Consider the following 15,828-nt stretch of genomic DNA (forward strand, 5'->3'; position numbering starts at 1 on the left):
TTCTTGTTCAGTTCAGCAGTCCTTTGACATAAAGGACTCAGGCTAGAGTTAGGAATGATCAGAAAGCGATCGCATGAATCCTAACCACAGAAAACTTACTGAACTACACAGCAACAGTATTTAACTGACGGTTTCCCTGGTAGAGAGGGTTAATTACGCTGCCTTCCGCGTTTATACATTGGAGTCTTCGGGGACTTCAGAGCCATCTCTTGCGCTCTGCTTCTGAAGGAATCCCAAAAAGCTTGCCTCAAACGCTGAGTGAAACTCCCTCGGCATGGAGTTAACCCACTCGTGTGCCAAGATGGTCTTTGGCTAGATCCTGAAACTAGCCTCCGCCAAGAACATAAATCTTGGCCTAGGGACAATAGAGATGGGAAAACCAATTGGGGTCACCAGGACTCGCGAACGGTTGGCCGGGATTATTGGCCTTCCATGTGCACCCTCACGCGGGATCGAAGCTGATCCGCAGGCGAGTCTTGGTTGCCTGCGCGATTTTGTCCAAGGTTCTTGTTGATGGTCGGGTGCGGCCACTCTCTAGGCGAGCCACGACGGATTGCGTTGTATTCATTCGTTGGGCAAGTTCTGCTTGAGTGAGCTTTGCGCGTGTACGGGCCTCAATGAGGGAGCGGGAGATCTCAAGTTCCGGGCCAAGTCGGTCGTAGGCTTTACGGTATTCCGTATCCTCGCTCCACTTCTTATGTAGATCGACCACCTTGCTCATTTCGTGACCTCTCCGGCGCCTCAGCGCCAATTCGATCCCTCGTCAGGGTGTACTTACGGTCTTCTTCACGATAACACTCACCGCCACGCCACGTATTCCCTTGGAGGAAACATACACGGCTCGCGCTATTCCACTCCGGCCGTTCACTCCTATTTCCCATAGAAGGCCAGTTAAATGCTTGAAATGCGGACCACTCATCCTTTCGAGGGCGGTTGACTCTGTCAATTCGTAGATTCGTAAAAATCTCACCCGCAAAACGACCGGCAACGAATGAAGTTCCTTGTCCACGATTGCGTTCAGAGTCTAGACATTCCACTCCATTGGACGTTCAACTTATAGCATATTTGCTATAAACACAATGATATGTGCGCAAAATTGCGAGTCCGTATTTTCGTCCCCACGACTCCATCATGGTGCACAATTTCGTTCTGCAGTGCGCAAGGCTTAGAGGTGTCCGCCGCATCGGGATGCCTCCGGTCACAAAGGGACGGAGTTTCAATTATAGTGTACCGGGCGCTGGTTCTCTGTGCCTGGAAACGGAGGGCCGCCCTCGACCTTGGGAAGCACCATGAAAACCATTCGCCGAATCCTTCTGATCGTCAGCACGGCACTGCTGGCGTTCGCCGTCTCCCTGCCCGCCACCGCCCCGGCCGGCAAGCGCATGGTGTTTGGGGGCGGTCCGGCGGGAGGCACATTCCAGATCGTGGCCAATGCCATTCAGACCTTCGGCCCGATCAAGGAGTCGCCGGACTACACCATCAAGGCCCAATCCTCTGCCGGGTCGCTGGAGAACCTGCGCAAGATCGATCGGGGCAGGATGCAGTTCGGGGTGGTCTACTCCGGGCATGTCTACCTGGGGCGCCATGGCCAACTGAAAAATGACGGTCGCACCTACCAGGACGTGCTCGCGGTCGCTTCCCTGTACGGAGCGCCGGCGCAACTGGTGGTGCGCAAGGGATCGGGAATCCGGGGTGTCAGGGATCTGGCCGGCAGGAAGGTCGGCGTGGGGAACGCGGGCTCCGGCGCCTTCGCCAACTGCGAGCTGTTCTTTAGCCACATGGGGATTTGGCACGGGATCGAGCGCAACGCCATGGGCTACAACGATGCGGCCGCCGCTTTCGGCAACCGCCAACTGGACGCCTTTTGGCTGTTCACCGCCCTCCCCAGCGGCGCCGTGATGCTGGCGGCCCAGACGAACGATATTGCCCTGGTCGATCTGGCAGCGGAGGCCAAGAAGAGTGGCTTCTTCGACAAGTATCCCTACTTCTCAACGGGTGCCATTCCCGCCGGCACCTATCGGGGCGTCGATCGAGCGGTTTCATCGTTTCAGGACTCCGCGCTCTGGGTAGCCAACGCCAGGGTCCCGGCCGACGTGGTCTACGACCTGCTCTCCAAGGTTTACACCGAAGCGGGGCTCGCTTACCTGCGAAGCCAGAAAGAGACCTTCAAGCACATGAGCGTCCGGAACGGGATCAAGGGTGTGGTGACTCCTCTCCACCCCGGTGCGGAAAGGTTCTGGGAGGGGCAGGGCCTTTTCTGAATCCGGCCCGCGGGGAGAAATTCCACCCTTGCCGTAGGGTGCGTTCCGTGAATGCCGGCAGTGCGCCGGGCTCGCCTCCCCCCTCCGTCCTCGCTAAAATATCGGGATGTTCGAGAAGCTGAACCGGGTCGAGCGATGGATCTTCGATATCCTCTCGCTGGCCCTGGTGGTCTTCTACTCCTACTCCGCCGTCCTTGATCCTGCCGCAACCCAGTTTCACCGCGGAATCTACATCGTCATCACCTACGTCCTGGTGTTCCTCCTCTACCGGTCGAAATCCGGCCTGGGAAGATCAGTCGACTATCTGCTGATCGCCGGGTCCGTCGTCTGCATCGGCTACTGGATGTGGAACTTCGAGGCCATCAACTACCGGGTCGGCGCCGAAACCGACCTGGATCAGTGGATCGCCATGGCGGGGGTTCTGCTGGGAATCGAACTGGCGCGGCGGGTGGTGGGGAACGCCTTCGTCATCCTAGCCGCCGTCATGCTGATCTACGGTGTTTACGGGGACTACGCACCCGAGATCATCTCTCATGCCGGCGACACCTTCCCCGAACTCTGCACCAGCATCTTCTACAAGAGCGACGGCGTATTCGGCATCATGGCCAACGTCCTGGCCACCTACGTGATCCTGTTCGTCATTTTCGGAGCCTTTCTGGAAGCCAGCGGAGCCCAGCGCTTTTTCGTCGACTTTCCGCTGGCGGCGGTGGGGCACAGAATCGGCGGACCGGCCAAGGTGTCGGTGATCGCAAGCGGCCTGTTCGGGTCCATTTCCGGCAGCGCCATCGCCAACACGGTTTCCACCGGCAGCTTCACCATCCCCATGATGAAGAAAGCCGGCTTCAAGCCGCATGTGGCTGGCGGCATCGAGTCGGCGGCTTCCATCGGCGGCATGTTCATGCCCCCCATCATGGGCGCGGGCGGCTTCATCATGGCCGAGCTCACCGGCGAGCCCTACTCCACCATCATGCTGGTGGCCGTCTTTCCGGCCCTGATGTACTTCTTCAGCGTCTTCGTGATGGCGCACTACGAGGCCAGGCGCCATGGTATCCGGGGCGATAAGTCGCCGGTTGGCGCCGGGCAGATCTTCAGGCAGGGCTGGTTCTACAGCCTGCCTCTGGGAGTCATCACGGTGCTGATGCTGGCGGGCTATTCCCCGGGTTATGCAGCCATCCTGGGGCTGGTCGCCTGTATCGGGGTGAGTTGGCTGCGCAGAGACACCAGGATCGGTCCCAAACGCTTCCTGGAGGCTGCGCGCACGGGAGCCCAAAACAGTCTCAAGATCGGCGCCACCGTGGGCGTCATCGGCATCATCATTGGCGTGCTGACCTACAGCGGGCTGGTGCTCACCTTCGCCGATATCGTGATCGCGCTGGCGGACGGCAAGCTCTGGCTGACCATTCTGCTCATCGCACTGGCCTCGCTGATCCTGGGCATGGGAGTGCCGGTCACCGCCGCCTACCTGATCACCGCGGTGGTGGCCGTGCCTCCCCTGACCGAACTGGGCGTCAGCCCGATCGCGGCCCACATGATCGTCTACTGGCTGTCCCAGGATTCCAACATCACCCCGCCGGTATGCATTGCGGCCTTCACCGGAGCCGCCATCGCCAAGGCCAACATGTGGAAGACCGCCTTTTCCGCCTTCAAGTTCGCCAAGTTTCTCTACCTGGCGCCGTTTCTGTTCGGCTACGTTCCTGCCTTCTCCCTGGAGGGAAGCACCTACGACATCGCGGTCGCCTTCCTGCTGATCGCCGTCGGAACCTGGGGCTATGCCCGGCTGCTGAGCGCGATCAGGCTCGAAGGGTTCAGCTTTCGGTCAGTGGATAGCTGATTGGAGGCAGCGGAATTAGGTGGCGGGCATGGCCCTGAGCGGAAATGTCAGGGTTCCCAGAGGTTTCACGGCTGCCTGTGGGTTGCGAAGGGGGTGCCCCACTTGTTAGGGCTTTGACCTGCGGGCGATCTTATTCGGGAGCTTTTTCCTGACGTTTGATGGTCAGAGGAGTGGACTGCCCCGACTGCTTCCAGTGGCCGACGATTTCGGACCCGTCCGGACTGAGCGTTCCTTTGAAGGATGCGCGCGGTCGGTCGAACCTGAGCCGAACGGAGTTGTCCTTGAACCGTATCCGCGAAAGTCTCAATCCCATCGCCCCTTGATCCAGGCTATCGAGCGTCCCGGTGAAGTCTCCTTCCTGGTCCTGATCGATCCTGAAGAGCAACCGCAAACTGATCTGCGCGATCTCCAGGCGACCGAACCAGATCCCGGCCAGGCCCTCGCCCGGCACCCCTTGGATGGGTGGCGGAGGAGGCTTCCGGGCCGCGACCTTCGCCGGGTCGACGTCACCGGTTCGTTCGAGCTTGAAAGGAAGGCGGGCGGCCCCCTGGCTGAAGGTGCCGTAGAGTTGCCGGCCGTCTTCGGAGAGTTTTCCGTTGAATTGAGGAGCCCCCGGCACACCCTCCATTGAGAACGACGCCCGGTCCCCTCTCACTCTCACGTTCGAGAGAAGGAATTCCGACAGCCCCTGCACCGGAATGCTGATCTTGCCGGCCCAGACTCCCTCTGGAGTAGGGGCATGATCAACGATGACTCCCAAGGCCTGACCGGGCGTCTCGATCGCCCCCTCCCAACGGCCCTGTCCCGCAGGTGTCGATTGCTGGGCATGAAGGGATCCGTCCAGAGCGAAGAGCAGAAAGCAGACAAAAAGCACCAGCGGCTTTGCAGCAGAGTTCATGGATGACGTTCCTCGCCTTCAACTCCAGACGGCGATGACCACGGCCTGCCCCATCAGGGACACCCCGTTGTAGCCCAGGTTGAGCCAGAAGAGTCCCGCCTTGCGGCCCTCGTAGGCCCAGGACTGGTAGGAGACCGGCAGAACGAACGCGATGAGGGCCATCAGCGCCAGGTGGACGCCCACCATGGCGTTGCCGGCGCTGCCGGCCATCGAGGAGACGCTCTCGGGTCCACCCATCTGCGCGAAGAGCTGCGCAAGGATGAAGGCCGTGACCAGCGCCAGAACGAAGCTGGCTCCGTGGGTCTTCCACGGATTGAAATTCTTCCGGATCTCCTCTTCGGTGGTCTCCATGAGTGCCAGCCACCGCTTGCTGAACAGCGGGCCGTACCAAAGGAAGCCGACAATCATGGGAACGATTGCGGCCACCAGCACCGCCAGTAAATTGACATCATGCATGATCCTGTCCTCCTTGAGTCGTGGGATATGGGCAAGAATTACAAGGGCAGTATAGATGATGGGGCAAGGGCCAGGAAGCGCCTACCCCGGCAGCGTGAACCAGCGCGAAACCGGCTTCATTCCAAAGTTGGCTGCTGCTACACTACCGGGCAACCAACCGTCCCCGAGTTAACACACCATGAAACGACACCTGAAAACCCTTCTTCCCATGTGTTTGCTGTGGCTGCCGGCTTGCAACATCACGGTCACCGACGGCACTTCGCCGACCGATCCTCCCGAACGGGGGCCACGCACCCAGCCGGGCACCACCATGGAGATCTATGCGCCCGAACAGCACGAACTCTATGACGGGCGCTTCATCATCTCGGGAGCTCGCATCTACCAGGTGGGCACGCTGAACGACGAGAGCCCCTGGGACCATATGGGCAATGACGGATCGAATCTGCGACCGGTCGAGGGCACGGCCAAGCTCGACGTCGACGAGATCAACAATACGGGAACGTTCCGCGCCGAGCTTGAACTTCCCGAAGGCAGCTACGTGATCGAACTCGAAGAATTCAAGGAATTCTCACCCTGCCAGGACGGCGGCATCGCGGCCTGGCTGTTCGAGCACGGAGATTCCGGCTGCGGGGATGCCTATTGGCCCAAGAGCGTTCTCTACGTGGCCGGGTGGGGGATCGGCTCCGCCACCTTGAACGGAAAGCCGCTCTACCGGGACTACCAGATTCACTTCATGGTCACCCAGGGCATGCGGGATCGGAACCTGGTGGCTCACTATCCGCTGCAGGGGAAGAAGTCCCAGGCCGGCGCCGTCAATCCGGCCCTCCAGCAGTTGGATTTCTACATCCGCAGTCCCGAAACCAACGACGCCAATATTCCCAACCGCGAGGTGTTCGACCACTTCTTCGCGATGGAAGTGACCTGGAAATAGCCGGGCGAGGGTGCAACCCTGGGCTGTTTCACGTCTTCTCGGCGACGATCCCGATCATGGGCGGCGACGACAGGAACGTGCCCGGATCCTGTTCGCGAGCGCGCCACTCGGCTTCGAAGGCGCATCGATCCGCCTCCGTCAACAAGCCGGCTTCGACCAGGCGCGGCACGTAGCCGAAAAAGAACTGCGTCGGCCAGTCCCAGAACCTGGTGCCGGGTCTGATGAACTTTACGAGGGGAACCAGGTCGAGCAGGCGGCACCCTGACTTCACAACCAACCCCGGCAAACGAGCGCCCACGTCCAGATCGCCGCCGGTGGGTTTCCAGCTTTCCTTGACCGCCGCCAGCACGCGATCGAACACCGCGCTCCGCGGCTGCAGGGTGGTGGCGCGGTAGTTCAGGTAGTCCCAGATCACCAGGCGGCCGCCCGGACGCAGTCCCGACACAACCCGTTCGATGACCGGGGCGGGGTCCCGCAGAAAGCAGAAGATCCAGCGCGCAAAGGCACCGTCCAGCGAGCCGGTCTCCAGTTGCAGACCCTGGGCCCTCTCCACCCGTGCCGTGAGCTGGTCGATCCCGCGACGGCCCGCTTCTCGGACCAGAGCGTCGATGAAGCGCGGCGACTCGTCTACGGCGAGAACCCCGCCTTCGGGACCAACCCGGGCCGCCAGTTCAAGAGCAGCGAATCCCGGTCCGCAGCCAAGATCCAGCAGATGCGCACCCGTCCCGAACCCGGCGCGGTCCCAGAGGTCACGCGCTGCCTCCGCCCACAAGCGGTGCTGCGTCTGGAGGCGTCTGCCCTCCTCCGGATCGGTGCCGAGCAGATAGGGTTCTTCCGACTTGAGGCGAGTATGCGTTTCCGGTCTCATGCGGTTTACGTACGCGGATTCGTTGCCGACAGGTCCAGGACGTCAGTCACCTCGTCGATCGCCGTTCGGGATCTTTCGATCAGCGCGACCGGAGGCAATCCCCTTGAGCAGACAACTGAACATCGAAGGCGCGGTGGATCCCTGCCTGTGAGAGTCATCGGTCAGGGAAGAGTCTAGCAGCCGTTGGGACCCCGGCGAAGGGGGAAGCCGCCCGACGGAAGGTCGAGATGCGGTGGCGGTAGCTCCACGCGAGTCACACCAGCAGCTCGCAACGCATGATCGTGACGGCTTGGCCGGAGAGGGCTACACGGTCCCCGCGAACTTCCACCTTGACGAGGCCGCCACGAGCGGAGGCTTGCCACGCTGTAAACGTGGTCCTGCCGAGGCGGCGTCGCCAGTAGGGTGCCAGGCAGCAGTGGGTCGATCCGGTCACCGGATCCTCGTCGATGCCGGCACTCGGGGCGAAGTAGCGCGACACGAAGTCGATGCCGTCGGTTTCGGCCCACGCGGTGACGATGATGCCTCGGCAGGTAGCAACGTTTCCGAGCCGCCTGATGTCAGGCGCGAGCCGCCGCACTGTCGCCTCCGAGTCGACCTCCACGAGGTAGTCGAAGCGGTTTCGCCCAACATAGATCGGATCGGCCCCGAGGGCGTCGACCAGGCCGTCGGGAACGGATGCCGGCCGGTCCGGCTCCGCGGGGAAGTCCATCTCGATCCATCCATCGCGCAGGATCGCCGACAATCGGCCGGACCGGGTGTGGAAGACAGCCGGCGTGTCCGGGGCCAGGTGTTCCTCCTCCCACAGCACGTGAGCGCTCGCCAGCGTCGCGTGGCCGCACAGGTCCACCTCGACGGCCGGCGTAAACCAGCGCAAGTCGAACGAACCGTCGTTGCGCTCCACCAGGAAGGCGGTTTCCGGCAGGTTCATCTCGCGCGCGACCCGTTGCATCCATCCCTCGTCGGCGGGAACGGGCAGCAAGCAGACGGCGGCCGGGTTGCCGCCGAATGGTTCGCTGGTGAAGGCGTCCACCTGCGTTATCGTCAACATCACGACCCCCTCTTCGGTTTCAGGAGCAAAGGCGGCATCTGAGGTGAATTGGCGCTTTTTCTTCGATCCCTCAATCAATGCAACTTATTGACAATTGTAGCGAATAGGGGACGTTGTTGAATGACTGGAATAACTTCGATCGGCCGCTCCTGAATTGCTTTGCTGCAATCACGTCTTCTACGTGCTCTCTATAAGTTATTCCAGTCATTCAACAACGTCCCCAGCACTGCACCCCGAAAAGTCTAGCAGGGGTTGGAACCCCTATGAAGGGACGGAAAGCGACCGGACGGAAGGCGGAGATGCCCTGGTAACAACTTTCCGGGCGTCACACGAGCACCTCGCAATGCATGACCGTAGCCAACAATTGGGGGGCACGAGGAACGAATGAGACCGACTTCGTAACGTGGTACAATGATCCTATCGCGGCCAACACACCAGCATGACGTAATAGGGGAGGTCCATGGTCACCAATGATCTTGCGCGGGAAACTGCGCTCTATGAGCAACGTAAGGCCGAGTTTGAGAAAGAGCACAAATTGGAGTGGGTTGTGATTCACGAAGATGAGGTCGTCGGTTTCTATGACGATTTTCAAAAGGCAGCTAGAGTTGCTGTCGAGCGCTTCGGACGTGGACCCTATCTCATTCGCCAGATTGGAATCTCCAGGCAACCATTGCCCGCATCCGTACTCTACCGACCTCTCTATGCCGACAACTAGTTGTGGATTCCCACCGGCCCCTGGTCATTCTAGCTCTCAACAGCTTGAACAATGGGGTCCGACACTATCAGTATTAGTTGGCTTTGATCCTCAGTTCAGAGCCGGCAGCGACTTTCCACCGAAATTGCCAAGCACCCTAATTCCGGCACTCGTTGACACGGGAGCAGCAATTAGTTGTATCGACACTAACCTAGTTAAATCTCTTAATCTTCCGTTGGTTGGAACTCAGAAATTTAGCGGAATGGCCGGATCCAGTGATCGCACTATGCATCTAGCCCAAATTAGAGTTCCTACCCTCAATGCCAATATCTACGGTGATTTTGCAGCAGTCGACCTTTTGGCAGGTGGTCAACCTCATGCGGTACTCCTGGGCAGAAGTTTCCTGTCACACTTTCGAATGACCTATGACGGTCGAAGCGGCGATGTCATTATCGAGAACGAGACTCCTCTCCTCCCCCCCATGCAGCCCCCTCAGAATACATGAGGCATTCCTGAACACTTAGGCTAAGGCCTGCGCCAATCGTATAACCACAATACCTAAGGGGAACGCTTGAGCCTGAATCGGAAGGATTAGAGTCGTTTTGTTTGCCGTTCCGATGGTGACACGCTAGTTTCTCTCAATTCCCAAAATCCCTGTAAGTTATTGAAAATACTGGTGAGCCGCCAGGGAATCGAACCCCGAACCTACTGATTAAGAGTCAGTTAATCTATTTGTTTCACTACATCTCATTCTATCCTAGACAGTTCATTAATCTACTTATATAGTTTCATTTACACATTTATTGTCGTATTATCACGTCTCAGAAAGTTCAAGTAAATCTCGTTCATAGTGGAACCTATATGGAACCTAAAACGAGTCGAGAATCAAGAATATGGAGCAAAGATGCCCACTGCAAGACTGACAGACCGGCTACTGAAGAACCTGAAAACAGAACAATCTGTAGAGGAATTCTGGGATCAATCATTCCCCGGATCGTTCGGAGTGCGGGTAAGAAAGAGCGGTCGCAAGACCTTTGTATTTCTTTACCGAACTGAGGGTCGTCGACGACGGATGAAGTTAGGTGTATACCCCGCACTTTCTCTTGCTGGAGCCAGGGATCAGGCGTTCAAATTTCTGGGCGCAGTCCAGCGGGGAGAAGACCCGGCGGAGAAACGTACACAAGAACGCGGGGCCGGAACATTTGAGGAGCTGGCCGAGTTGTATCTGGAGAGGCACGCTAGACCACTAAAGAAGCCGGCTAGCATTAAGGAAGATACCCGCATCTTAAACACCTACTTACTGCCGGTCTGGGCCCGGAGAAGGTTTCGGTCGATCACACGCTCTGACGTCATTTTTCTTCTAGACAACATCCAATTCAATCGTCAGGCTCCGGTCATGGCCAACCGAGTCAAAGCGCTGACTTCCACGATATTCAATTTTGCGTTAAGAAAGGCCTTGGTGCCGGTGACATTTGCCAATCCCTGTACTCACATAGCGTTGCCTTACAAGGAAACGAGTCGTGACCGCGTGCTTAGCGACGATGAAATCCAAGCGCTGTGGAAAGATTTAGAAAACCACGCAGAACCCACCGCTTCAATCTTTCGGCTATTATTGTTGATCGGCCAGCGACCGGGTGAAACGAAGGTCATGCGGTGGCGTGACTTAGACGACAATCACATTTGGACCATTCCAGCAACCGTGACCAAAACCACGAGGGAACATAGGGTTCCCCTGTCAACGCAAGCGGTCGCTGTCATCGAGGAACTACGCCCCTTCAGCGGGGACTCGGAATTTGTCTTTGCGTCTCCCAAGGGTGGACACATACGTTGGCTTCAAAAAATGAGTCAACAGATCCAAAAGAACACGGGTTCCCATTTTCGACCCCACGATTTGCGCAGAACCTGTGCAACCAACTTGAGCAAGCTCGGAATTGGTGATGTCACCATTGCCAGGATCCTGAATCACTCGTGGCCATTGCGGCAAATGACGGCCGTGTACAACCGGTGGGATAAGCTACCAGAGATGGGCCGCGCATTACAGATATGGGGAGAACATCTTGAGCAGTTAGTCACGGCAAACAGAGTACCAATGTGTTGTCCCAATGTGTTGAGAATATGACAGTCGGAATGGCACAGCCCGCTCGTAGCCCGCTCAAGAATGTGACCGAGGAGTGTCCTGGAGATGACTATTGCCCATTGGTCAAGAAACCGAGGCAGGGGAATTGAAACTACACAAAATCGTCACTTAGTTTTTCGATCCAAATAATTTATGAATCTTCTGCCGGGAGTATCGACTATACTATTTACTCAAGGCGTTGATGGAACCAGCATCGCTGGCTTGGAGTAGCGTGGCGCAGCCAACTACCCTCAAACGTCCTCCCATCACCGAAGCGCTTGTGGATCTTCGGGCGACCATTCCTGGAGATCTTGAGTCGTTTAGCGCTCTCGCCCGGCAGTTGCATAACAGATTCCCTCACCTACAGGAGAATCGTCAATTCGAGGGTAAGCTGGAATTTGAAGGTGGTGACGTGCGATCCCACGTTAGCCCTCCAGCGTTTGCGGGCATTTTTGCGGCGAACGAGGAGAAAACGATCTATGTGCAGTTTCGTCCCGACGGATTTACTCTGAACAATGTAGTGAAAACCGCAGGAAGCTACATCGGCGGCGATCAGCTTATTGGCGAAGCACTTGATCTCTGGAGGTGGTTGGTTGAACGGACGGAGATTACGGGTGTATCGCGCGTAGGTCTTTACTACCTCAATCAACTGGATGGATTGCCGCTAAAGCCAGGTGAGAGAACTAATCTGTATTTCCGCAATCCTCCCACGCTTCCCCCAGGCTCACCCCAAACAATCAAGGGGTTCCTTTCACAGATCACGGCCTATGATCAAGATCGAAAAGCCAATGTGATCGTGATTCAACAGGTTAAGCCACCCCCCAAAAAAGGCGAAATCCCTCCGGTCAGAATTGCCGTAGACGTGTTTCAGATAGGAGCTTTCCCCGTGGATACGGCTACATTGGGGGGCATCCTTGGTTCTCTCCGAGAGCTAAAGAACGAGATCTTCTTCTCGCTTCTCACAGATAGAGCAGTGAGGCACTACCAATGATTCTTGATGACGCACAGCCATCTTTCGGGCCCCCTCCACTGGTCCATTGGGGATTTCGCCCCTTGGGAACAGAGGCAATAGAACTACAAGATTCGGTAAGCAGGGCCTTCGATCCCAGGGTTGAGCACAGGGAGGTCAGGATCTTCTTTCACCTCTTGGAGGTTGTCCGGCAGTCTCCTGGAGTGTCGGCGATCTCCTTCCACAGGGCCCTGAGCTTACTCAAGTCCCTGCCCAGCGACATTCCCCTACCTTTTGTGTGTGTGGAGTCAAAGGACGAGATCGGATTAGATTGGGATGAAGGAGGAGAAAAAGTCGTCAACCTCGTGATTGACACTTCCCCCGAGATCGGGTTTGTTACACTGCTCAAAGCGATGCCCGCGTATGGGACAGTTGAGTACCGTGAAGCGTCTAGCACGCCTCCTGGCATTGTTCAATTTCTTCTGGAGCATGTGTACCCGTAGGCCCGTGACTGATCCTTACGATGATGGTCCGATTAGCCCCACTGAACGCCTGTCTCGATTCGTCTACGACAGGAACAAATGCAAGCTTCAAAAAGAGCGTGTCGACGTAAGTCGGTTTTTGCCTCCAAAAGAGGGAAATAACACAGAGGAGATTTCTGTTTGGAGAACAGAAAATCTCACTGAGGAGAGGGTGTGGGGATTTGCTCCACCACGTTCTCATAGTCCAGTCGTCGCTCGTGGAGACTTTACAGCTCGAGATGTAGCAAGGAGTAAGGACAACGACTGGCAGCTACGGGCTGAGCCATCTCCACCAGCTCGGCACGTCCGGATCGTCGGATGGCCTCCAGTAAGTGAGAGAATGGCACGAAGGTATCTTGCCCGCAAACTTAGTCAAGTCGCTCGGCTCGTCCTTCACGAAGAAAACTTCTACTCCTAATCAAATATTTCCGGCAGAGTCCTTGCTTGCTCACCAGTGCACACGAATTTCCAGGGCCCCAACCCCAACCTCTTGTTTTGATGAAGAACCGCCCCTGAGTGTTTAGGCGCATGCTTTTCCCCTCCTAAATCCATGACAACAAAGGGGGCTGGTTACTCTCCTATATAGGTTCCATCTAATTTGGTAGTTTACAATCGATCGACTGCAGGCGCCGCCGAGGTTGACCGGCTATCTTCGCCTACATTGATCCTGGTATGGCCACCTCCAAGAAGCTGCATCCTGGGGAAGAGTCACCGCGAGCTTTGGGCCAAACTCCGGCGGGCCGGCGGGACAGTGGAAGTGGCTAAATTCGCTTGGGACCAATACCATCTCGACCGCACCCAGCGTGTTCTCTAGATCTAGACAAACTGAGACGCGGGAGCGGCCAAGACAGAAGCGGACAGGCTCCGGCCAAAGCCGCCGTTTCCTCGGCCACTTGGTCGATCTTATCCTCGACGGCGCCGAGGCTGCCAAGACGTGCGACGGCGATCCCATCACTTCCGCTTCCGGGGGGCAAGGCCGTGGAGAGCACCGACAGACTCATATCCACAGCAATGCAGAAAGAAAGACAATTCGCCAGGGGACTTCTACGCGATGAAGATGAAGATTTTTTATTCGTGCCAACCCGAGTGTAGGTCCAGAACAAATAGTTTGGATTGGAAGATGTATACGCAGAAGCACCTTTCTGGAACGTTTTCGGTAGCACTGAAATCGAAATGACCCCCGAACAACGTGAAGAACTTGTCCGCCTGCTGAATCTGGGGGAGGAAATTTCTCCTGCATGGTCCCGGATTCTGTTCCCTCCAGAAAAACGGGAGTATGAGCTTATCTATCACGGCAAGGAACGGGCGGAAGACATCCTAGCCGACGCGCTTGCCGTCCCGCTGCAGCCCGTTCGCACTTTCGGCAATATCGGTGTTGACTGGCACAACATGCTTATCTTTGGCGACAACCTTCAGGTTATGAAAACGTTGCTGGAGATGAAAAAGGCCGGCAAACTGCGAAACGCTGATGGAACAGACGGTGTGCGACTTGTCTATATTGATCCACCATTCTCTACGCGAAGGGACTATCTCGGTACAGAAGACCAGAGGGCCTATCAGGACAAAATCGCGGGCTCCAGATTTCTTGAATTCCTCAGAAGGCGACTGGTCCTCATCAGGGAACTACTTAGCGATGACGGCACATTTTTTGTTCATCTCGACTTGAAGAAGATCCACCATGTAAAGCTCCTTCTTGACGAGATATTTGGTGAAAGCAGAATACTTAACGAGATTGTCTGGTATTACGAGAACAAGCTTGGAACAGGCGGAGACGTTCTAGACCGTCGACATGACACGCTTCTTTGGTATGGAGTCGGTAAGAAACATAGGTTCAATGTCCTACATGAGCCGGTAAAAGAACGCAAGCTCCAGCCCGTTACTCAGAAGATCGGTGGCAAAAGGATCTGGCTCCGCGACGAAAATGAGAAGCGGCTTTACCGACCCAGCCGCAGTACACGACCGGTCGGTGATATATGGACGTTGCCGATCATCAATCCCGTTGCTAGTGAGCGGCTCGGTTACCCGACTCAGAAGCCTGAGGTCCTACTAGATCGCGTGATACAGATGGCTTCAGGCCAAGGGGACATCGTCCTGGATGCATTTGCTGGCTCGGGCACGACATGCGCCGTGGCCGAGAAGCTTGGGCGGCGCTGGATTGGAATAGACTGCGGTAAGCTTGCCGTCTACACGATCCAGAAACGTATGCTGAACCTCTGCAAGAAGATTGGCAATAAGGGACCAAAGCTCCAACCCAAGCCGTTCACCCTCTTCAATGCCGGATTATACGACTTCTCGAAGCTCCGAAACCTCTCGTGGAAGGACTGGCGATTCTTTGCGCTGCAGTTGTTCCAGTGTCGCGACCAGCCTCACGATGTAGGCGGCGTGGCGTTCGATGGGTTTCGCCAAGGTGCAGACGTGATGGTGTTTAACCATTTTATGCACAAGAACGCTGTGATTAGTGAGGAAACAATCCGAGAGATTCACGAGGCGGTTGGAACCCGCATCGGAAGCAAGGTGTTCGTTATAGCTCCAGCGTTGGCGTTTGATTTCCAGCAGGACTACATCACACTCGGAGGCGTGCGCTACTACGCGCTGCGTATTCCTTATTCCATCATCCATGAGTTACACCGTAGGGAGTTTACTGCACTAAAGCAACCCGCGGATGAAATGGCGGTGAACGACACAGTTGAAGCGGTTGGGTTTGATTTCATCCGAACGCCAGAACTGGAATACGAACTCGGGCGGACAAGACAGACGGGTGAATCGTTCGAGCAAGTTTTCATTGAAATCAAGTCGTTCCAAAGCGACTTTGTGGTGAGCGAGCCATTTCGAAAGAGGGCCAATCGGGAAACGCTTTCCATGGTCATGATTGACTTCAACTATGACGAGAAAAGCCAGGTGTTTGATCTAGATGCGGTCCAATACGCGGATGAGATCAAACAGGCGGGATGGAAGGTAACGTTCTGCCACGACTTGATTGGCAGGAAAGTAATGGTGGTGTTCGTTGACATATATGGCAACGAAGCCCGGATTCTGATCGATTCACGGGATTTTGAGAAGATCGGGAGGAAAGCACCAGCGGGGAGCCGGAATGCGCGTTCCGAGAAAGACGCGGCAAAAAAGGTGGAAGGAAAATGAGCCGCACACACGGTGACCGCCAGACTTTTAGGAATGAGGATCTTGTCCTTCGGGTCACGACAGACATTGACCCAACGGTTTGGAATGAGGCCAGATACGAGCCTTTCATAAACGAAC

Annotated in this window: 14 protein-coding genes and 1 tRNA gene; 8 read left to right on the forward strand and 7 right to left on the reverse strand. The window is 56.6% G+C overall.

Annotation, left to right across the window (positions count from 1 at the left end):
- Nucleotides 1–442: 442 nt before the first annotated feature.
- Together OXI69_00145 and OXI69_00150 are read right to left on the reverse strand one after the other, a co-directional pair.
- Nucleotides 443–721, reverse strand: a complete 279-nt coding sequence (locus OXI69_00145) for a helix-turn-helix transcriptional regulator (protein MDE2664541.1) — start codon at nt 719–721, stop codon at nt 443–445.
- Nucleotides 722–763: 42 nt separating this feature from the next.
- A complete protein-coding gene (locus OXI69_00150) occupies nt 764–1,009 on the reverse strand; it encodes a type II toxin-antitoxin system RelE/ParE family toxin (GenBank protein ID MDE2664542.1) in 246 nt (81 codons plus the stop codon).
- 280 nt (nt 1,010–1,289) lie between these two features.
- Here OXI69_00150 and OXI69_00155 point away from each other — a divergent pair, with 280 nt between their 5' ends.
- Nucleotides 1,290–2,261 (forward strand): TAXI family TRAP transporter solute-binding subunit, encoded by a 972-nt coding sequence (locus OXI69_00155; GenBank protein ID MDE2664543.1) that lies wholly within the window; start codon nt 1,290–1,292, stop codon nt 2,259–2,261.
- A gap of 106 nt (nt 2,262–2,367) precedes the next feature.
- The gene (locus OXI69_00160) at nt 2,368–4,092 is read left to right on the forward strand and encodes a TRAP transporter fused permease subunit (GenBank protein ID MDE2664544.1); all 1,725 of its coding nucleotides are present in this window, start codon (nt 2,368–2,370) and stop codon (nt 4,090–4,092) included.
- Nucleotides 4,093–4,222: 130 nt separating this feature from the next.
- Here the strand turns inward: OXI69_00160 and OXI69_00165 are convergent, their stop codons facing one another.
- Both OXI69_00165 and OXI69_00170 read right to left on the reverse strand, forming a co-directional pair.
- Nucleotides 4,223–4,990 carry a hypothetical protein gene (locus tag OXI69_00165; GenBank protein ID MDE2664545.1) on the reverse strand — a complete coding sequence of 256 codons (768 nt, stop codon included), beginning with the start codon at nt 4,988–4,990 and terminating at the stop codon, nt 4,223–4,225.
- An 18-nt stretch (nt 4,991–5,008) separates the two neighbouring features.
- Nucleotides 5,009–5,446 carry a DUF1761 domain-containing protein gene (locus tag OXI69_00170; GenBank protein ID MDE2664546.1) on the reverse strand — a complete coding sequence of 146 codons (438 nt, stop codon included), beginning with the start codon at nt 5,444–5,446 and terminating at the stop codon, nt 5,009–5,011.
- A gap of 178 nt (nt 5,447–5,624) precedes the next feature.
- On the opposite strand from OXI69_00170, the gene OXI69_00175 reads away from it, so the two are divergent.
- Complete coding sequence (locus tag OXI69_00175) at nt 5,625–6,377, forward strand: hypothetical protein (protein ID MDE2664547.1); 753 nt, start codon at nt 5,625–5,627, stop codon at nt 6,375–6,377.
- Nucleotides 6,378–6,405: 28 nt separating this feature from the next.
- On the opposite strand, the gene OXI69_00180 is transcribed toward OXI69_00175, so the two are convergent.
- On the reverse strand, nt 6,406–7,245 hold the full coding sequence (locus OXI69_00180) for a methyltransferase domain-containing protein (protein ID MDE2664548.1): 840 nt from the start codon (nt 7,243–7,245) through the stop codon (nt 6,406–6,408).
- Between the two features lie 253 nt (nt 7,246–7,498).
- Nucleotides 7,499–8,293, reverse strand: coding sequence for a PhzF family phenazine biosynthesis protein (locus tag OXI69_00185; protein ID MDE2664549.1), 795 nt, complete (start codon nt 8,291–8,293; stop codon nt 7,499–7,501).
- 460 nt (nt 8,294–8,753) lie between these two features.
- Between OXI69_00185 and OXI69_00190 the strand changes: the two genes are divergently transcribed.
- The gene (locus OXI69_00190; protein MDE2664550.1) at nt 8,754–9,008 is read left to right on the forward strand and encodes a hypothetical protein; all 255 of its coding nucleotides are present in this window, start codon (nt 8,754–8,756) and stop codon (nt 9,006–9,008) included.
- A 653-nt stretch (nt 9,009–9,661) separates the two neighbouring features.
- On the opposite strand, the gene OXI69_00195 is transcribed toward OXI69_00190, so the two are convergent.
- Nucleotides 9,662–9,736, reverse strand: a tRNA-Ser gene (locus OXI69_00195).
- A 155-nt stretch (nt 9,737–9,891) separates the two neighbouring features.
- On the opposite strand from OXI69_00195, the gene OXI69_00200 reads away from it, so the two are divergent.
- From OXI69_00200 to OXI69_00215, 4 genes are all read left to right on the forward strand, one after another.
- Nucleotides 9,892–11,106, forward strand: coding sequence for a tyrosine-type recombinase/integrase (locus tag OXI69_00200; protein ID MDE2664551.1), 1,215 nt, complete (start codon nt 9,892–9,894; stop codon nt 11,104–11,106).
- A 199-nt stretch (nt 11,107–11,305) separates the two neighbouring features.
- Nucleotides 11,306–12,094 carry a TIGR04255 family protein gene (locus tag OXI69_00205; GenBank protein MDE2664552.1) on the forward strand — a complete coding sequence of 263 codons (789 nt, stop codon included), beginning with the start codon at nt 11,306–11,308 and terminating at the stop codon, nt 12,092–12,094.
- A 62-nt stretch (nt 12,095–12,156) separates the two neighbouring features.
- Nucleotides 12,157–12,555: a hypothetical protein gene (locus OXI69_00210; protein MDE2664553.1), complete on the forward strand. Its 399-nt coding sequence runs from the start codon at nt 12,157–12,159 to the stop codon at nt 12,553–12,555.
- 1,131 nt (nt 12,556–13,686) lie between these two features.
- Complete coding sequence (locus OXI69_00215) at nt 13,687–15,711, forward strand: site-specific DNA-methyltransferase (protein ID MDE2664554.1); 2,025 nt, start codon at nt 13,687–13,689, stop codon at nt 15,709–15,711.
- Nucleotides 15,712–15,828: the final 117 nt, after the last annotated feature.

Source organism: Acidobacteriota bacterium (assembly GCA_028875575.1).
In the GTDB taxonomy this organism is placed as follows: Bacteria; Acidobacteriota; Terriglobia; order Versatilivoradales; family Versatilivoraceae; genus Versatilivorator.

What these genes read in the sequence shown, in the direction of transcription:
- OXI69_00200 (MDE2664551.1), top strand. Translation starts at nt 9,892, where the DNA reads ATGCCCACTGCAAGACTGACAGACCGGCTACTGAAGAACCTGAAAACA.
- OXI69_00180 (MDE2664548.1), bottom strand. Translation starts at nt 7,245, where the DNA reads ATGAGACCGGAAACGCATACTCGCCTCAAGTCGGAAGAACCCTATCTG.
- OXI69_00185 (MDE2664549.1), bottom strand. Translation starts at nt 8,293, where the DNA reads ATGTTGACGATAACGCAGGTGGACGCCTTCACCAGCGAACCATTCGGC.
- OXI69_00190 (MDE2664550.1), top strand. Translation starts at nt 8,754, where the DNA reads ATGGTCACCAATGATCTTGCGCGGGAAACTGCGCTCTATGAGCAACGT.
- OXI69_00170 (MDE2664546.1), bottom strand. Translation starts at nt 5,446, where the DNA reads ATGCATGATGTCAATTTACTGGCGGTGCTGGTGGCCGCAATCGTTCCC.
- OXI69_00155 (MDE2664543.1), top strand. Translation starts at nt 1,290, where the DNA reads ATGAAAACCATTCGCCGAATCCTTCTGATCGTCAGCACGGCACTGCTG.
- OXI69_00175 (MDE2664547.1), top strand. Translation starts at nt 5,625, where the DNA reads ATGAAACGACACCTGAAAACCCTTCTTCCCATGTGTTTGCTGTGGCTG.
- OXI69_00145 (MDE2664541.1), bottom strand. Translation starts at nt 721, where the DNA reads ATGAGCAAGGTGGTCGATCTACATAAGAAGTGGAGCGAGGATACGGAA.
- OXI69_00160 (MDE2664544.1), top strand. Translation starts at nt 2,368, where the DNA reads ATGTTCGAGAAGCTGAACCGGGTCGAGCGATGGATCTTCGATATCCTC.
- OXI69_00165 (MDE2664545.1), bottom strand. Translation starts at nt 4,990, where the DNA reads ATGAACTCTGCTGCAAAGCCGCTGGTGCTTTTTGTCTGCTTTCTGCTC.
- OXI69_00205 (MDE2664552.1), top strand. Translation starts at nt 11,306, where the DNA reads ATGGAACCAGCATCGCTGGCTTGGAGTAGCGTGGCGCAGCCAACTACC.